14 protein-coding genes are annotated in these 17,882 nt (G+C 49.3%); 7 read left to right on the top strand and 7 right to left on the bottom strand.

The genetic code is table 11. The features are described 5' to 3' along the window. Positions 1-93 precede the first annotated feature (93 nt). Positions 94-1,299, bottom strand: coding sequence for an MFS transporter (locus AB3Y94_RS06290; protein ID WP_367295482.1), 1,206 nt, complete (start codon positions 1,297-1,299; stop codon positions 94-96). 129 nt (positions 1,300-1,428) lie between these two features. Between AB3Y94_RS06290 and AB3Y94_RS06295 the strand changes: the two genes are divergently transcribed. Then, the gene (locus tag AB3Y94_RS06295) at positions 1,429-1,791 is read left to right on the top strand and encodes a helix-turn-helix domain-containing protein (protein WP_125684644.1); all 363 of its coding nucleotides are present in this window, start codon (positions 1,429-1,431) and stop codon (positions 1,789-1,791) included. A gap of 524 nt (positions 1,792-2,315) precedes the next feature. Here the strand turns inward: AB3Y94_RS06295 and AB3Y94_RS06300 are convergent. Beyond that, positions 2,316-2,750, bottom strand: coding sequence for a hypothetical protein (locus AB3Y94_RS06300; RefSeq protein ID WP_367295483.1), 435 nt, complete (start codon positions 2,748-2,750; stop codon positions 2,316-2,318). Positions 2,751-3,430: 680 nt separating this feature from the next. Here AB3Y94_RS06300 and AB3Y94_RS06305 point away from each other — a divergent pair. The 4 genes from AB3Y94_RS06305 (at position 3,431) to AB3Y94_RS06320 (ending at position 9,816) form a co-directional block, all read left to right on the top strand. Further along, on the top strand, positions 3,431-4,354 hold the full coding sequence (locus AB3Y94_RS06305) for a hypothetical protein (protein WP_367295484.1): 924 nt from the start codon (positions 3,431-3,433) through the stop codon (positions 4,352-4,354). An 11-nt stretch (positions 4,355-4,365) separates the two neighbouring features. Continuing rightward, the gene (locus AB3Y94_RS06310; protein ID WP_367295485.1) at positions 4,366-6,666 is read left to right on the top strand and encodes a CDP-glycerol:glycerophosphate glycerophosphotransferase; all 2,301 of its coding nucleotides are present in this window, start codon (positions 4,366-4,368) and stop codon (positions 6,664-6,666) included. Between the two features lie 478 nt (positions 6,667-7,144). Continuing rightward, a complete protein-coding gene (locus tag AB3Y94_RS06315) occupies positions 7,145-8,572 on the top strand; it encodes a carboxylesterase family protein (RefSeq protein ID WP_367295486.1) in 1,428 nt (475 codons plus the stop codon). 77 nt (positions 8,573-8,649) lie between these two features. Continuing rightward, positions 8,650-9,816, top strand: a complete 1,167-nt coding sequence (locus AB3Y94_RS06320; RefSeq protein WP_367295487.1) for an MFS transporter — start codon at positions 8,650-8,652, stop codon at positions 9,814-9,816. 514 nt (positions 9,817-10,330) lie between these two features. Here the strand turns inward: AB3Y94_RS06320 and AB3Y94_RS06325 are convergent. From AB3Y94_RS06325 to AB3Y94_RS06345, 5 genes are all read right to left on the bottom strand, one after another. After that, the gene (locus AB3Y94_RS06325) at positions 10,331-11,224 is read right to left on the bottom strand and encodes an IS3 family transposase (protein ID WP_367294846.1); all 894 of its coding nucleotides are present in this window, start codon (positions 11,222-11,224) and stop codon (positions 10,331-10,333) included. Then, complete coding sequence (locus AB3Y94_RS06330; RefSeq protein ID WP_367294845.1) at positions 11,221-11,895, bottom strand: helix-turn-helix domain-containing protein; 675 nt, start codon at positions 11,893-11,895, stop codon at positions 11,221-11,223. The genes AB3Y94_RS06325 and AB3Y94_RS06330 overlap by 4 nt, the downstream gene beginning before the upstream one ends. 349 nt (positions 11,896-12,244) lie before the next feature. Next, positions 12,245-12,679 carry an Rrf2 family transcriptional regulator gene (locus tag AB3Y94_RS06335; protein ID WP_367295488.1) on the bottom strand — a complete coding sequence of 145 codons (435 nt, stop codon included), beginning with the start codon at positions 12,677-12,679 and terminating at the stop codon, positions 12,245-12,247. 47 nt (positions 12,680-12,726) lie between these two features. Beyond that, positions 12,727-13,584: an SDR family oxidoreductase gene (locus AB3Y94_RS06340; RefSeq protein ID WP_367295489.1), complete on the bottom strand. Its 858-nt coding sequence runs from the start codon at positions 13,582-13,584 to the stop codon at positions 12,727-12,729. Between the two features lie 84 nt (positions 13,585-13,668). Then, a complete protein-coding gene (locus tag AB3Y94_RS06345; RefSeq protein ID WP_367295490.1) occupies positions 13,669-14,514 on the bottom strand; it encodes a helix-turn-helix domain-containing protein in 846 nt (281 codons plus the stop codon). A 192-nt stretch (positions 14,515-14,706) separates the two neighbouring features. On the opposite strand from AB3Y94_RS06345, the gene AB3Y94_RS06350 reads away from it, so the two are divergent. Together AB3Y94_RS06350 and AB3Y94_RS06355 are read left to right on the top strand one after the other, a co-directional pair. Continuing rightward, a complete protein-coding gene (locus AB3Y94_RS06350; protein WP_367295491.1) occupies positions 14,707-16,368 on the top strand; it encodes a family 43 glycosylhydrolase in 1,662 nt (553 codons plus the stop codon). Between the two features lie 17 nt (positions 16,369-16,385). Further along, a complete protein-coding gene (locus AB3Y94_RS06355; protein ID WP_367295492.1) occupies positions 16,386-17,621 on the top strand; it encodes an MFS transporter in 1,236 nt (411 codons plus the stop codon). Positions 17,622-17,882 lie beyond the last annotated feature (261 nt).

The following is a 17,882-nucleotide window of genomic DNA, read 5'->3' on the forward strand; positions in this document are numbered from 1 at the left end:
TTACAATTGGTGCCAAAAAACGGGTAGCCTAGGTCTCAACCCCAGGCTACCAGCCAGGTCACGGCTATTTAGTGACCTCATTTTACATAATGTCTAAATTCGATTGAATTTCTTCACTAAACGCTTCACCGGCCGTGCCAGCTTGATCAAGCCCAAGGTCAGGCCGATGCTGATGGCCACCATCCCAGCGCCGAAGACGGGCGTCCAACTCAAACCAAATTGGCTCGTCACCTGACCACCAATACCGGATCCCAGCGCGATTCCCACGTTGAAGGCCGCAATATTCAGGGCCGACGCCATGGTAATGTCGTTGGGCGTGTTCTTTTCAGCTAACTGAACAATGTATAGCTGTAAACCTGGTACGTTCATGAAGGCAAAGAACCCCATGAACAGCACCGTCAGAAGGCCTAGCCAATGACTACCAGACGTAAACGTCAGGACTAGCAACGTCACGAACAGGCCGGTAAACATCTTCAAGAGCGCAGCCAACGGCTTGGCATTGGCCCAACGACCACCCAAAGTATTACCAATCGCAACCATCAACCCGTAAACGACCAGGATAATGACCACGGCACCAGCCGACCACCCCATCTTCTGTTCCAATAAGGGTGAAAGGTAGGTGTACGCCACGAAAGTTCCCCCGTAGCCCAGCGCCGTGACTAACAGGGCTAATAACAGTTGCGGATTACCTAGTACCCGCAAGATACCCTTGGCAGTAGCCTTGCTTGGCAATGGCAGGTTCCGGGGCACTAAAATGTAGTCCGCAATCAACCCGATCACACCAATCACACTAATGAAGATAAAGGACCAGCGCCAGCCACCAAGCTGACCGATCATGGTCCCCATGGGCACCCCGGTCACCGTGGCGACCGTCAAGCCGGTGAACATCACAGCGATGGCCGATGCCCGTTTGGAAGGAGCCACCACGTCCGCCGCAATTACGGACGCCACGGTCATGAAGATTCCGTGAGCCAGCGCGGCGATGACCCGACCAGCCAACAAGACGATAAAAGCCGGAGCAAAAGCCGCAACTAAATTTCCTAAAATAAACAGTAACATGATGATCACCATCAAGGTGTGCCGGTTAATCTGCCCGGTCAGCAACGTCATCAGTGGCGCACCGACCATAATACCCAGTGCGTAGACGGACACCGTCATGCCGGCCTGGGCCATGCTGACGTGGAAGCTCTGAATCAGTAACGGAATCAGGCCGACGCTGATGAATTCCGTGGAGCCGATGGCAAAGGCGCTAACGGCCAGTGCCAGTAAAGTCAAGGTTGGTGAAATTTTCTTAGTCATAATGACCTCCTCGTTTTTCGTTTGCTAACGTGATAAGTATTGATTATACTGGTTAGTAACCTGAGTACAAGAACCCACTTTAAAGTGCGATACCCACCAAAAGGTAACTATTAGATAGGAGGCCGTTTCATGCCCACAAAAACGTATCACATTGGTGTTGAAGCCACGATGGAAATTATTGGTGGCAAGTGGAAATCCATTATTCTCTGCCATCTCCGCCACCAAACCATGCGCACCAGCGAATTGGCCCGGGCCATTCCGCAGATCTCACAAAAGATGTTGACACAACAACTGCGTGAACTGGAAGCAGCTAATATTGTGACCCGTCACGTTTACAAGCAAGTTCCCCCCCGGGTCGATTACGCGCTCACCGATTACGGCGAGTCACTGTCTGGCATTCTCCATGAGCTCTGCGTTTGGGGGGAAGATAATATCGATCGGCGGCAGGCTGAGGGTGAGGAGATCACCCTGTTAAGTCGCGACGATGTCTAACGGTTGATGGATAATGGTCGCCTCCGGCTGTCAGGGCGGGTGCTAGCTGTGGGGACCGCCTGCGGCCTGAGAAACGTCCTCCGGCTCGACTGGAAGCCTTGGTCAAATCGCCAAGTCTCCCAGCTCGTCCCGTGTTCTAACCTCGGAAAATTCACCGAGCTAAGAACACCGTCACGGCCAGCACCCGCCCTGACAACCTGCGGCTACGGTAGCGCATTGACGTTAGACCAGTGTTCACCGTCAAACTTGGCTTGTCACTGATTCCACTTAACTAGATTTCAACCTCATAGTTACCAAAAAAGTAGTTGATTACTTTGGATGCTACCATCCTTAGTAATCAGCTACCTTTTTTGGGTTGAATTTGAACCGCAACTACGTGTAGTGATTCTCAGAAGTCTTTTTGTACCGCGGTGTTAGGTATGTATCCGTCGCATCCTATCCTGCTTAAGGGCAAATTTTTTATTGGTGATATGGCTGTGAAATTACCTCGAACGTTAATCTCAGCACGACCGCTGCTAGTGGCTTTACTTCTTAGGAATCCAAGCTGTCATCTTACCCATCTTGGTGTAATGACCGCCGCCATTCGGATAATACGTGACAAACTGTAGCCTTTTACCAACTTGATGAATCCGAACCTTGTAGGTCTTATTTGAGTACATGGTTTCAATTCCTTTAAACGTATAGTAGTGTTTGCTGGTCTTCTGATACTTTACCTTCCCCATGACGAAGGGATCCGCAAAAGAATATGCCGAAAAACCCTTCTTGGTGATTTTTACACCTTCTGGTGCTCTAAAAGCATTCTGACCCTTCCCAACCGTTATCTTGTGTTCCCATTTACCGCGTAAAACCTTGGGCGTTCCCTGGTGCCACTTGGCTGCACGAGCGGTAGTTGGTTGATTAATTGCCAATGGCAGACCAACTGAAAGGCTCACGACAACGAGGGCTAACATCTTCTTCATAACTTCAGCTCCTTCTAAAAAAAAAAAAACTCGACAAATTAAAAATGATATTAATGATATTTATCACCAACATCGTTAATACACCTTAGTTTACATCATTCTATATTTTATATAAATATATTTCACGCTAATGTGATACATGATACTAATCGACAGAACCACCGCCACCAAGCCATGCTGGTCAGCAAGTAGGCAGCCAAAAAGTGTTCATTAATTATCTCTACTACAAAAGATCAACCAACTATTGGCCACACGTCATCCCCAATAAATATCCCGTATTCAAATCCAACGAGTGCGGTAGCCGACGGGTGGCAGGGGTGGGGCTGGCTGTGTCGATGGTGTTAGGCCGGGCGATTTTTTCCCGACCTTACACCATGGGACGGGTTGGGAGACTTGGTGGGGTATCCAAGGCTTCCAACCGAGGGCCAAGACCGCTCCGCAGGCTTGGTCCGGTCCCCACAGCCAGCGCCGCCCCTGACGCCCGTCGGCGGCAATCCCTTCACACATCTCAGATTCCAACGATTTTTAAACCACAGATGAACTTTATTACCGGATTAAACGGTTGGCGCGTTAAATTAACGCAAAAACTTACTGAACTTCCCCCTTGAAAGGTCTATAATTATTTTTATTGCTATTTAAGATTGTTAATTTAATTAACGGATCTGGGGAGAGAATGTACTATGCACTTATTCATCAATATTGTGCCGCAAGATCAGTTGGATTGGGAACGTTTAACTACGCTCATCAGGGAAATTACCGACCAACACTTTGCAGCCATCACTTTAAACTTACAACTGCCCACGGACCAGCAGCTAACCGACGACCAGACTCGTCAGGCGGACGCTTGGTCCCTTACCCAAAACGCCCAGCCCCAACTCAGTGACAACGAGACGACCCTCCTGAACTTACGTGAGACGGATCACTTGTTGCCGGGTGCCTTCCAGCAATGGGCACAAGTCATCACTCAACACGCCAACAGCCTGGTCAGCTTGGCAACATTTGACAGCGCCGAACCAGTGGCCGACCAAATTACCAACTACCTGGCCGACTACCAAGATAGCAACACCCACCTAACGCTACAACAACTAGCCGGTGACACGCCCGTGACCAACACGACCACCCTGTGGGCCCTCCAAAGCTACAGCGTTCAGGATAATCTGCAAACGCAACGCCTGTTGAGCCAGCGACTACGGTTAACTGGGCTCTTACTACCCAAAGCTCTTCTGCGCGCCGACCTACCACTGGTTTCCCTGGCCCAAACGCTCACGGTCCTGCAGAACTCGACCGATGTCGTTCGGCTCCACGTGCCAACGTTAGCGCGCCAAGCTTGGTCTGCCACCACCCCCCTGGCATGGTTGGATCAGCTACAAAGCATTACGGTCAGCGACCTCGACGTCAGCTGGCAACCGGTCTTCACAACCTACGCCCAAAATCAACTTAATACCCTACTCGACGTTGCGGGTCGTCACGCTCTGTCATCTTCGGTTCATTTACAACTCTTACAACGGATCAAACATTTGACCATTCAGCCAACGCGCCGATGGTCCCGTCTCGGTCTCCTACAGCTCGTGTCGCCCCGTATGGCGCACCGGCTGTTCTACTAGGAGGTGACCTGATGAAATTTAGTCTGATTACCCCCGTTAAACCCGAAGAACTGGCACAACTACAGGCCCTCAAACGTAACTTAGAGGCCCAAACGACTCAGGACTTCGAATGGCTGATTGCCACGACGCTGCCAATTGACAGCAGCCAACCCGAGTGGCAAGCCGACTTTGCCATTCACGTGGTCACGCCAGCTACGGCGACCATTGGGAGCGCTCGTAACGCTGCCCTGGCTGCCGCGACCGGCGACTGGCTCGTGTTCGTCGATAGCGACGACTACCTGTTGCCTAACGCGCTCACCGAAATGGCGGCCAGCCAAGCACTGACGGCCACCACCATGGCGGACCTCAACCAGTATGCCACCTACGAGCCTCACGTATCCTTCACCAATAGTCTCACGCCGGATGCGGCTCGCGATAGCCTGCCCAAATGGGGTGGTAAGAAACGCCACGCACCTAAGAACCGAGCCCTCAATTTAACGCCTGAACTGGCGGCAGCTCTGCCCGCTGATTTACCAGCTGTAGCCCAAAATTGGCTGCAGCATAAGACGCGGCTCTATCAGGGTGAACAACGTTGGCAAGCCTTTGACCGCCAACTTAAAATCAGTGGTAAGGTCATCAGCCGCGAATTGGTGCAACAAGCCAAGTTAACTTTTGACGCAACCAACGCCCTGTATCCGGACTATCATTTCCTAACTCAAGTCATGGCCCGGACCTCCCGTTACGTCGTCCTGGCCAACCCCACCTACATTCGAGTTCGGCACAATGATCCCATCAACTCACCGGCCGTTCACCAGCTAGAAGTCCCTAACCGTTGGCATCTGCGAGTGGCAGCCTGGGAAGCGGGTCTCACCGATCTGACCGATAGCGGCCTCCAAACGGCCTTTAGTGCCTACACGCTTCGTCGCCTGCACCGGTACCTTTTTCAGGCGCTGGCTACCAGCACACCGGTGACCGTGGCAGACGTGGCCGGCCTCATGACGCAACTACAGCATTACCTGCAAGGCGTCGCGCCAGTCGCCTTTAACACGACACCCCGCTTCAGTCGTCAAATCTTACGCAAAATCCAGCACACCGGCAAACTCCCCCAAACACGAATCAACACGCTAGTGCGGCTACGCCAATTGAACCGAGTCGTCCGTCACCGGGGCCGTGGGGTCACGCGTTTGGCGTATACCTGGTGGTTTACCAAACTCCCGATCAAACCACGGACGATTCTCTACGAATCCTTCCTGGGTCGGAACTTTTCCGACAGTCCCAAGGCTATTTACAACTACCTACAAAAAAATTACCCCGGTCGTTTCAAGCACGTCTGGATCATGAACCCAGATGTAACCGAAACACCAGCGGGTCAGCCAAATACCAAGGTGGTCAAACGCTTTGGTTGGCGCTACATGTACTACCTGGCAACGGCTAAATTTCAAGTCATCAACATGCGCCAACCCAAGTGGTTCGTCAAACGCCCGGGGACGCGTTTCCTGTCGACTTGGCACGGAACACCACTGAAGCATCTCGTCTTCGACATGGACAACGTGGCCAGTGCTAATCCACTGTACAAGGCCATTTTCTACCAACAATCCCGTCAGTGGGACTACCTAGTCACGGCTAACCAATTCTCCGTGGACGTCTTTGAGCACGCCTTCATGTACCCCACCCAGCAGATGTTGCCGTCGGGTTACCCCCGCAACGACATCCTCAGTGCTCCGGACAAGGATGACCGTGCGCACCAAATTAAGGTCAAACTGGGAATTCCTTTAGACAAAAAAATCATCCTCTACGCCCCAACCTGGCGTGACGATGATTACTATGGTGTCGGTGACTACAAGTTTACGCTGAAGCTCGACGTAGCTCGGCTCAAACGTGAGCTTGGCGACGACTACGTGTTGGTCTTACGGACCCACTACTTCATCACGGAACACTTAGACACAACTGGTTTCGGTGACTTCGTTTACAACGAATCTAGCTATGACGACATCAGTGAGTTATACCTAATTGCAGACGTGCTGATTACCGACTACTCCAGCGTGTTCTTCGACTACGCTATTTTGAAACGGCCGATTCTCTACTTCGTTTACGACTTTGAGAAATACGGTAGCGTGCTGCGTGGCTTCTACCTGGACATGGCCACTGACCTCCCAGGCCCGCTGCTGAAAACGAACGATGACGTACTGGCAGCCTTGCACAACTTGCCAGCCGTTAAACAGGATTACGCAGCCGCTTACCAGCAGTTTAGTGAGCGGTTCAATGCCTGGGAGGACGGCCACGCATCTGAACGCGTCGTGAACGCCTTCTTCGCTGATGATTTGAAAGATTAACCCCTGATTGCCGCCTCCGGTCGTTAGGGGTGGCGCCTACTGTGGGGACCGGAACAAGCCTGTAAAGCGGTCTTGCTCCTCGACTTGAAGCCCCGCGAAGGTCACGCGGTGCTCCAAGCTCGTCCCACGGTCTAGGCTAGCTAAAAACGCTAGCCAACACCGTCGACACAGCCAACACCGCCCCTAACAACCTCCAGCTACACTGGGTTGAATCTTTTTACACCTAACAGTTTGTTTCTACCATAACGTATACAAAAAGGGTGAGATTGGAAATTACTTCCAGTCTCACCCTTTTTGCGTAGTATGAATTTGACAATTCAGGTTCAGACAGTCGCTTAATATATAAGACAATTCACTTAATATATAAGCCAACATAGATAAATATTTTAGATTTCATTTGACTGTAACGTTGGGGGACAGTTTATAATAAAAAAACGTTGACCGACGGCAATCCGAAATCACGGAAGAAGGAATTTGAATGTCACATCCTAATAAAGAATTTAGCAACGTGCAAGAATGGCTCGGCGTGCCTTATGGTACTGCTGACCGATTTCAAAAAGCTCAAATTGTCCCTTTTGAATCCAACCAAGAATACACTCAAAGTGGCCCCGCATCCGTTCAATTAACGGATCCTGCTTTTTTAAATTCCGACAAAGGTGAAAGTGAAGATTGCTTGAATCTTAATATCTGGGCACCAGATAATATCCAAGAAAAACTACCAGTAGTGGTCTATATCCATGGTGGTGGTTGGACTTACGGCGCTAATTCTCAAGATACATCAGATTTATCTGGCTTAGTCGCTAGTGGAAAAGTGATTGGTGTTTCCATTAACTACCGCCTAGGACCACTGGGTTGGCTTGAATTATCCCAATATGGTGGGAAATTTAAAAATGCCAGTAATTTAGGCCTGCAAGACATCGTCCTGGCTTTAAAATGGATTCACCAATACATCAGCCTATTTGGTGGTGATGCCAATCAAGTGACGCTTACGGGTCATAGTGCCGGTTCATTCTCACTACTAACGCTCTTAGCCGTACCCGAAGCCGACGGACTATACAACAAATTAGCCGCATTTTCAGGATATGCCGCCCGTTATATCCCCGCTTGGTGGGCGGAAGAATTAGCCGCTAAAGTTTTAAAAACATTGGAACTAACATCACCAGAACAGTTATTAACGGTTGATACCAAATCACTAATGAATGCCGTTAATCAAGTTTTACCAACTGACGTTTTGAAACGTGGTAATTTAAATACACTTTCAATTGGCATTGTCGACGATGAATTTTTGCCAAATGGTATCTTAAAAACGCACCCTGCTGATATTATCAAAAGTGGAAAACACAAAGATGTTGACTTAATCATCACTTCAACCACTGCCGAAGCCAGCTGGTATGCGGCCAACCTGCCAGACAACGTTGATCCAAAAACAATTGAAAATGTCATTAATGAAATGGTTTACGATTGCCATATACCACGCAAACAAGCTGAAGCTATTGCTTTACATTGTGGCGCCGGCAAAGATTCACCACTCAATGTTAGAACCCGCTTCTTTACAGATTACAATTTCACCTTACCAGCTATCCGAGAAGCCCACGATCATGCCCAAGCTGGTGGACGCGTCTATCAGCTGAGTGTTGGTCCAGTCGAAGGCTCTCCCGCCTATCATGGCACTGATATGTACGGTATTGTCGGTCAAGTTGCCCCTCATGCCAGTCAAGAGCAACTCGTTCGTGATAACTTCATTAGTCAGGCATTGCTGAACTTTGCGACAAATCAACTTGAGAAGTTATGGTCACCAGTGACGGCCGACCAATTCAACATTAAAGATATTGGTCAGCGACCTTATGAAGGAAATGCACACGCCCAAACCGTCTTGGAGCTGTTTAAAGGCATTCCACGTCCATAATTAATATTTACAAAAAGGTGGTTATAAACCCCCTTTTTTATTTGGTCAAATTAGACTTCAAGGGAGCAAAATAAGCTTTGACAAAGAAATTTTCGTTTTTTTCAAAAGATATTGTTTGCGTCATGTTAGCAACCTTTTTTTACCAATTTAGTATTCAGGCAGTTAACCCACTAATGAATGGGTATGCCCGCAATTTAGGAATCAATAGTTCATTTGCCGGGATCATTGTCGGGATCATGAGTATTACCTCGATGATACTGAGACCCTTCGCTGGAAATTTAACCGATCGAATTTCTAAATATCACTTGGCCTTAATCGGTGGTAGTTTGTGTGCGATGAGTGATTTTGGCTACCTGTTTGCTGTCAATGTGCCCTGGCTATTAATCTTTAGAATCGTTAATGGGCTAGGATTCGTCCTATGTACCATTTGTCTAGCTACTTGGATGGCCTTTTTAGTGCCACGACAACATCTGGGCGCAGCAATGGGATACTACGGTTTACTAAACGCTCTCGCAATGGCGATTGCTCCCGCCCTAGCAATCAGCGTCTATCAACTTCTAGGTTATAAATTTATTATCATATTGGCAGGTTTGAGCGCTGCGGCGATGGTGGGCGTCATCCAATTAATCCATGATCGAGCCCAACCCTCAGTTGAATTACGGGACCAGCACTTTAAAATCATCCAACGCGATGCCTTACCCGTAGCCATGATTTTTTCACTATTGTCTATTCCCTACTTCGTTACCCAAGCTGATATCGTCATGTACGTTCAAGAACGTCATTTAAACATTACCGTCAGTCTCTTCTTTTTATGTTACTCACTTGCTTTGATTGTGCTTCGAATTCTATTAAAAAATTATTTTGATACTATTCCATTTGGCATTTGGTTTTCCATCTGCATATTGGCAACCATTGGCTATATCATCCTGTTAACAATCATGCGGAACAACTTTGAAATAATTTTGGCTGCCGGCTTAATGGCTATCGGCTTTGGCGTCATGGTTTCCGTGTCACAATCGACGGCCCTCTTATTAGCCCCAATGGAAGAGCAGGGCCTGGCTAACGCGACTTATTACTTGGGAAGCGATATTGGCATGTCGTTTGGCCCCATCATTGGCGGGATCCTACCAACTATTTTCCCACTCGAGTTCTTCTATCCCGTGATGTTGCTGATTATTCCTTTAACAGCAATTCTTTACTTAAGCAATCGTCGTAAGCTCAATGCTGCAGTTCAATTAAGCTAACGTGTGATACTAACCTGTTGTAATTGAAGGTAGAGAGTTCGAAAACCGTTGTCAAATATAGACTTAAGACTAGTCCCACGCAGCCATCTGCGGCTGTCAGAGCTTCCGGTCAAACGGGTTCTTGGAACTAAGCTAGTTTAAATGTCAGAATGACAGCACTTAATCAATATTATTGGTGTTCCCCTAGGTAGCCGTGAAATCTTCAAGTGATTTTCTTGAAAATGGCGACTTGAAGATGTGCTTTGTGGCTTCAAGCGCGGGGCAAGACCGCCCTTTGGCTTGTCCCGTCCTTCCCACCGCGTTCCAATCCAAATTTGGCGAACGGTAAGTCTGCAATTTCCCACTATGTCTGGCTAAATCCAAATACCCAATCCTTGCTGTATCAGGCATAGTGAGTGTCTCAATGCTTTCAACCTTTAGTTGATAATTAACTAAAATAGCTGATCAACGAAACCAAGTTTTGTACTAGTCCCTGTCAAGTTGTCATATGAAATAATATAATTTTATGTTGTCTCTAAGCGGCCTCACTCCGGTATTCTACCGGGGTGAGGTCGTTTCTTGCTGGTGAGCGATCTAGGTGATTGAAGTAGTGGATTCCTTCCTTTACCAGCGCTTCAAATTCTTCGTAGGTTTTGGGCATTGGATGACGATCCATCCAATGCGTCTTGAACTCATTCCACCAACGTTCCATTGGCGCGTTATCGCAAGGCGTACCCGGTCGTGACATACTGCGTGTGACTTCGTAGGGGACCAGAAAGTTATTGAATTGTTTGGACGTATAAGCCGATCCGCGGTCAGTATGAACTACCGGATTGACGTCACCAGCGTACTCAAAAGCCCGCCGAAATACTTCGATTTCGGCATCTGCTGTTTCTGTTTTACTTAAGTTAGAGGCAATCAAGACCCGTCCGTAAAGGTCCAAAACGCCGCTCAACCGCATTTTGAACTGCCCATTAACGCCGTAAGATAATTCAGTTGAATCGGACAGCCAAACCTGATTAGGGGCGGTGGCCGTAAAATTTTGGTTCAAAAGATTATCTTGCATGTACTGTTCTTGTTCCTTGATTCTATGATGCTTCTTGACCCGAATCTGGCATCGAATCCCTAGGTTACCCATAATGCGTTTGACTCGCTTAATGGTAACGTCAAAGGTGATCTGCTCGTCTCGGTTCAGGTTTGATAAAATCTTACCAGCACCGATTGCTTGATGATGTTGTTTAAACCAATATGTGATGCGTTCTTCTAGTAGCTTTTCTTGAGCGCCCCAGACCGTTTCTTGACGGTGGAGGAACTTATTGTAGGCTTGCCGGCTCACGCCGACGTATGACAATAATTTTGTGATGGCACCGTGTTTCCCTTGACTGACCTCGCTGATTGCCCGATATGCCAGTCGATGTTGTTGTTTCACCCCTTGCGCTGAAGTTCCTGATATTTTTTTACAAATTCTTCCAGTAGTTTCATGTCGGCGACCTGACCTTCCAATTGTCGAATCCGTAGATTCGCTTTGTCTAGGTCGGTCACTTCTTTTTGTGCCTTACGGCGCCCACGGTTGTCTCTTAGAACCTCATATCCGCCATCTTTAGCCTTCATAACCCATGAACGAGCCTGCTGATAGGAGACTTGATAATGTTCGGCCGCTTCGCTATATGAGTGCTTGTGTTTGGTAATGAATTCAACGACTTCAATACGCTCTTCCCACGTGGTTTTTCGACTCATTTTCGGGACCTGCTTTCTTGACGGCGACGCCGTCACAGTTTTGTCCCTATTATACTTGGAAACCCAAGTCATTACTTGGGAAAATGAACGTAAACCATACTTCATAGCTAGTTCCTGTGCGGAACCTTCACCGTTCAAAAAGGCATAGATAACCTGTAGTTTGAAGGCACTACTGTAGTGATGATTTTTCTTGGCTTCCCTCAGTCCATCAAGGCCATCACGGTGGTATCGATCTAGCCACTGAGCCACCGTATGCTCACCTAAACCATTTGCTTTTCCAAAGGCTGTACTTGATAGTCCCGAAGCCTCAAATTCGTTAATCAATGCCAGCTTCTCCATGGCACTAAACTTGGCTCTTGGCATACAAAAAATCCCTCCGTCATTGTCAGATGAATTATATTATTTCATCTGACAACCACAGAGGGATCATAACATTTTGATTTCGTTGATCAGCTATTTTTATAACACAACATTTTCAAATTTAACCAAACTATCCCGACAACCATACCAACGACTAGTATCAGTCACTGGTTACTAGGGACAGAACCCTGTTGTGTCGGTCCGCTTAGCCCGGTGGTCCACCGGACTTAGCAGACGGCCGAGCTTGAAGACGCGGTGAACTTATCCGTGGCTTCAAGCAGCCCTGGGAACCGCTTCTCAGGCCCCAGGGCTGCCCTGGCCGTTCCTAGTAGCCAGTGACGCCAGGAACAACTTACTGTGTCTTAGCGTGATGGCGGGTGAGGATGCCGGCAATGATTTGGGCGAGTGTCTGCTGCTTCAATTGAATCTCCGCTGCCCGTTGCACCTCATCGTAGGCCTCCCGCAACGTATCCTGAATATTAGCCCCCACCACACACTTGGGATTGGTCTTATCATCCACGTGCAATAGGTTACCGTTTTCTTCAACGGCCTGGTAAACGTCCAGTAATGTGATTGTTGCCGGATCCCTGGTCAATCTAGGCGTAGCCGAGCCCTGCTGGGTGGTTAACAGACCTGCTCGCCGTAATGCTCCCATCAGCCGCCGCACCAGTGCCGGATTCGATTCCACACTGGCCGCAATGGTTGCACTAGACAAATCATCATTCCGATAGATCGACACGTAAGCTAAAATATGAATCGCATCGCTAAGTTTATGCGAATAGCGCATCCGATCCCTCCTTCACTCTCTTCAGGACACATGATACCAATCTGATACTACTTTGCAAGCTCCTGGGCTAAGAAGTCTGGCAATGTCTGCGCTGGCCGACCCATAATCGTCTTGAAATCATCGGTCACCGTTGCCAGTAGGCCTTGCGCACCACCAGCGTACATCGACGCCAGCATGTGTCCCTCGTTGCCTTGGTTGTACATCTTTTCAAATTCAGATAGCGTGACTGGGGCGTAGCCAATCGGTTGCCCTGAAACTTCCTGTAGGACCTGGGCCAATGCTGGCATGGTGTAGGAGCGTTCTTGGGTCAACGTGTACATTGGTTGCGTCCACAGCTCGGGACGGACAGCCACTTCAGCAAACGCCGCCGCACTCTCCATCAGACTGATAAAGCTCAGTGAGGCGTCCCCCATCGGATAGATCACGTTCTTGCGTTCAATCAATTCTGGCAGATAAGGTACCAGCGGATCGGCGTACAGGGCGTTGCGCAAAATCGTGTAGCTCAGTCCGGAAGCTGCCAACCGCCGGGGAACGTACCCATAGAAGGCGGACAGATCAAACGGATTCGTGGCCTGATCGGCAATGAAGCCCATGACAATGAGATGCCCCACCTGAGCCTGCTTAGCCGCAGCAATCACGTGTTCAAACTCCGTGACCCGGCTGAAACTATCGTGACTCTTGCTGGGCACGTAAATGGCTACGTCTGCGGCAGCTAAACTGGTAACAATACTCCCCTGATCACCATAGTCTAATGGGAGAATCTTCATCCCCTGGTCAGCAAAGTTCGCGGCCTTCGCTGGCGTGTGGACACCCAGCGTAATGTCAGTAGCCGCAACGCGTCGCGCCAGTTGTTTCACGATTTGTGACCCCAGATGACCCGTGGCGCCAGTAACGACAAATTTCATAGTAAAGACTCCTTATACGTTTTGATGTTACTTTATATGTTACATCAGTTAAGCAAAAAGTCAACGAAAGCGACCCTTCACTGATTAATTCATCCGTTGCGCCCGTTCTCGCTGATATTGAAGCCGAATCTGCTTGGGCAGCGACCCGTACATCTCCTGAAACATCTCCCGCGCGGTCCGGCGGTTAGTCAGGCCGTGCTTGTCCATTAAGACGTCCACCGGTGTATCCGTGTCGATCAGATCCCGATACAGATTATTCAAGCGAATCAGATAGACGTAACGTCCCAACGTAACCCCCGTCTGGGCCTTGAATAGCCGGGATAGGTAGCTGGCATTATATCCAAATTGGTGAGCCACCGCTTTGACGCTTAGCTTTTCGCGGTAGTGCTCGTTGACGTAAATGACGATGGACTTCAGGCTGCTGGAGCTTTCCGTCAGAGGGTCATTTGGATCGGTGAAGTTCAGAATCAACGTCTTTAACATCGTGAGTACCGTGATTCCCGTATCAATGAGGTACCCCCGCTGCCGCTCCCGATTGATTTGGTTCAACCGTTCAAAGGCCGCTATGACCTCCTGGTAAGCTGGCGTAGTCTCCAGCCCCACCGTTGAAAAATTCAGCCGCTCCGGGTGCGCAACGTACCGTTCAATGAAGCGTAACGGAATCTGTAGAACCAGCGAACGGTTCGGTGTGTTGGTCACGTCATGAATGACCCCAGACGACACAATGGAAAATTGGTTGGCTCGAATCACGTGGGCCTGACCGTCGAATTGAAAGGTCAGTTGCCCGGCTAACACACATACCAACTCAATACTACTGTGCCAATGAAACGGGACGTAACCGCTCGTCGCCACGTTGGATTCATAGAACCGAATCCCAATATCCAAATTTGAAACCACGTTCTCATGATGTTGCCGGGTCATCTGACTCATCCTCTCTAAAAAAAGTGACAATTATTACCTACTCGCCGCCAATAATCGACAACATAGTAAAACATCGTTGACTTGTATCCGCTTTCAAAGTATTCTGAGTTCAGCAATTAGTTCTCGAAAACAACTAACTTAAAATTCTGATATGACGGTTTATAAGTAACTTAATTTTAACAAATGGAGCGTGAAAATACTATGTCACGAATTCAAAATCCAATTATTCCCGGAATGGCCCCCGATCCCTCAATCATTCGGGTAGGTGCAGATTATTACATTGCCACCTCAACCTTCCACTGGACCCCCGCTGTTCAACTTTTTCATTCAACCGACCTGGCCAACTGGCAACTCATTGGTTACGCCTTGAATCACGGCGAAGTCGACTTGCGCGGAACTAACACGCCCGCTGGTATCTGGGCCCCCCACTTATCCTACGACTCGCAGACTAAGAAATTCTGGCTAGCCTACTCGCACATGCAAAACATGGCCGGCCGCGAATTCAACTCGGATTCCTTTGCCGTCTCAGCCGATAGCATCACCGGCCCCTGGTCCAAGCCCGTCTACCTGACGTCCATTGGCTTCGACCCAGCTGTCTTCCACGACGATGATGGCAAGCACTACGCCGCCATTCTGGAATGGGAGACCCGGACCGGCTACCAGGCACCCGGCCACATTGTCATCGCGGAGGTCGACCTAGAAAACGGCGGCATCATTGGCGACTGGCACCGCGTTACCACGGGCTTTACCACCCGCGGTTGCGCCGAAGCTCCTCAACTTTACAAACATAACGGGTACTACTACTTGTTGATTGCAGCGGGCGGCACCGGCTACGGTCACGGCGTTGAGATTGGCCGTGCCAAGACAATCTTTGGCCCCTACGAATCCAATCCAACCGGCGAACCCATCATCACCTCATCCCCGCACCACCTATTCTCCTTGGGCGACCCGGATGCTGGGCACTTCGAAATGTTTAACCCGAACTCTCTGATGCAAAAGGCGGGTCACGGCTCCCTCGTCCACACGCAAACGGACGAATGGTACGTCGCCCACCTGATGTCCCGCCCACTTCCTGGTCAGAAAAAGAATCCACTGGGTCGTGAGACTTCCCTGCAAAAGATGGAATGGACCGCTGGCGGCTGGCTAGAAATGGCCGATGGCAGCAACTTAGCTAAGATGTCCTTTGAGGGATTAAAGAATATCCCGACTACTCAGTCGACCACTCAATTTGATATTGACGACGACTTTACTGGGGACACCTACGACGTCCGGTTCATGACGCCGTACAGAACGCAAGCTCCCAGCTGGGTCAATACCACCGAAAATCCTGGTCACCTGCGAATTCACGGTCACAATTCATTCTTCTCACAGGTCAACCCCAGCATCATGGCAACCCGGGCCACCTCACTTGACTATACGGTCCAGACCAAGCTCACCTTCCACCCCGACCACTATTCAGAGACGGCCGGACTGGGACTCTACTATGACTCTAACAACTGGCTGTACGCTCGTCTATGCCAGGATGATACCGAAGACCACACCGTGTTGCGCATCTTACAGGCCAAGTTAGGCGACCGCGTCGATCACCTCTTTGATGAGGTCACGGTACCCGACGATACCGCTGAAATTCGACTGGACTACCACCAAGGGATTGCACAAATTTCCTACCGGCTAACCGCTACCACCGACTGGCAGCCATTAGGCGACAGCTTTGACGTCACCTACCTGTCCGACGAAGGCGTCAACGGGGCACCAGGCGAAATCGGTGGTTTCACGGCCCTGTTCAACTTCATTGGTGCCGTCGATGCCCACCAACTGCAGTCATTTGCTGACTTTGACTACTACACCGTCAAAAACCATTAAGAAAGAGGCATTCAATTATGAATAAAACGACAATCTCTCTCAAACGACTGATTCCGGGGTTAATCATCGGCCCCGCCAGTTGGCTCGGTCCTTACATTGTCATGAACAGTCTGTTCCTACCAGCGTTGATTCAACACTTCAACGCTACCCACAAAGTTGAACTAGTCGCTCTATTCTCAACCTGCGGGATGATTGTGGCAGCACTGTCTAATATGATTGCTGGCGCCCTGTCGGATAAAACGAAATCTCGATTCGGAAAACGAGCCCCTTGGTTACTGGGTGGTGCCTTCGTCTTCATGCTAGCCATGATTGCGGCCTCCTTCTCACCCAACATTCCGGTACTTCTAACAGCCTGGATGATTGGTCAAGCGGCCCTCAACTTCATCGTGGCTCCCATGGTAGCCTGGATTGACTTCGCTCCTAAGGATGGGCGGGGGACGGCTTCCTCCGCTTACGGTGGTTTAGGGATGGCCCTGGGGAACAACGGTTTCAACGTAGTTGGTGCCATGTTTCTCAGCCAGTACCGGCTTGGGTTCATCATTTTTGGGATCATCACCTTTATTGGGGTTGCCATCGCGGCTTTTATCGTCCATGAACCCTCTAACTTAGACGAAAAGCTTGAAGAAAAAGCGCCTAAGCCAAAATTAACGCTAAAGGACGCTGCTTCAATCTTCCCCCGCTGGTCGATTGGCCGGGACTACTACCTGGCCCTAATTGCTAAGCTGTTCCAAGGGGTCGGTAACTTTGCCATCACCGGATACATTCTCTACATCATGACCGACTTTCTTCACCGGGGCAGCCAGACCCAATCCTCCATTCAATTGATCAACTTGATTATGCTAATTTTCGGTGTCTTCATGGGTTTCGTTGCTGGACCCGTTTCCGACAAATTTAAAATCTTAAAACTGCCCGTTGGATTCTCCACGCTATTTCTGGCCCTAGCAGCCCTAATGTTGTTCTTCTTCCGTGACACGTTTGGCATCATCACCTACGCCCTCGCTGCCGGAATTGGAATGGGGATGTGGAATTCCCTGGATAACTTACTGAACTTGGAAGTTATTCCTGATCAAAACCGGGTCGCTTTCTTCCTGGGGGTTTACAACCTTGGGAACACGATTACCCAAGCAATCGCTCCCGTCCTCGCGGCAGCTGTAATCTCCCTCTTCGGGTACTCCGGTATCTTCATCGTTTCCTTCGTCTTCTCCCTGATTGGTGGGATTTTAATCCTAGGCATAAAATCAGTTAAACGGTAAGTAATTAACTTTAAAAAAGAGCATTTATAAGGTCATTCGTTTGGTTAATCTTGCCAAGCGAATGACCTTTCGCCTTACACCGTATTTAGTTGTCTGTTGTTGGCGAATCCATTATAAATAGCCCAACTAAATCCTATCGGCAATAACCATGTTGCATCACAATCAGCAGGCAGAACTTCTGCCCCCTGGCGTGCACTCAGTTTACCTGCACAGTTGTTGGTTACACCTGACTTGTCAACACATTGACGGCTAACCAAGTTA

This window comes from Levilactobacillus yonginensis (genome assembly GCF_964065165.1).
Classification (GTDB): domain Bacteria; phylum Bacillota; class Bacilli; order Lactobacillales; family Lactobacillaceae; genus Levilactobacillus; species Levilactobacillus yonginensis_A.

Excerpts from the sequence above, each read along its gene's own strand:
- AB3Y94_RS06355 (WP_367295492.1), top strand. The coding sequence starts at position 16,386 with ATGAATAAAACGACAATCTCTCTCAAACGACTGATTCCGGGGTTAATC.
- AB3Y94_RS06330 (WP_367294845.1), bottom strand. The coding sequence starts at position 11,895 with ATGCCAAGAGCCAAGTTTAGTGCCATGGAGAAGCTGGCATTGATTAAC.
- AB3Y94_RS06290 (WP_367295482.1), bottom strand. The coding sequence starts at position 1,299 with ATGACTAAGAAAATTTCACCAACCTTGACTTTACTGGCACTGGCCGTT.
- AB3Y94_RS06310 (WP_367295485.1), top strand. The coding sequence starts at position 4,366 with ATGAAATTTAGTCTGATTACCCCCGTTAAACCCGAAGAACTGGCACAA.
- AB3Y94_RS06315 (WP_367295486.1), top strand. The coding sequence starts at position 7,145 with ATGTCACATCCTAATAAAGAATTTAGCAACGTGCAAGAATGGCTCGGC.
- AB3Y94_RS06295 (WP_125684644.1), top strand. The coding sequence starts at position 1,429 with ATGCCCACAAAAACGTATCACATTGGTGTTGAAGCCACGATGGAAATT.
- AB3Y94_RS06335 (WP_367295488.1), bottom strand. The coding sequence starts at position 12,679 with ATGCGCTATTCGCATAAACTTAGCGATGCGATTCATATTTTAGCTTAC.
- AB3Y94_RS06305 (WP_367295484.1), top strand. The coding sequence starts at position 3,431 with ATGCACTTATTCATCAATATTGTGCCGCAAGATCAGTTGGATTGGGAA.
- AB3Y94_RS06350 (WP_367295491.1), top strand. The coding sequence starts at position 14,707 with ATGTCACGAATTCAAAATCCAATTATTCCCGGAATGGCCCCCGATCCC.
- AB3Y94_RS06300 (WP_367295483.1), bottom strand. The coding sequence starts at position 2,750 with ATGAAGAAGATGTTAGCCCTCGTTGTCGTGAGCCTTTCAGTTGGTCTG.
- AB3Y94_RS06340 (WP_367295489.1), bottom strand. The coding sequence starts at position 13,584 with ATGAAATTTGTCGTTACTGGCGCCACGGGTCATCTGGGGTCACAAATC.
- AB3Y94_RS06345 (WP_367295490.1), bottom strand. The coding sequence starts at position 14,514 with ATGAGTCAGATGACCCGGCAACATCATGAGAACGTGGTTTCAAATTTG.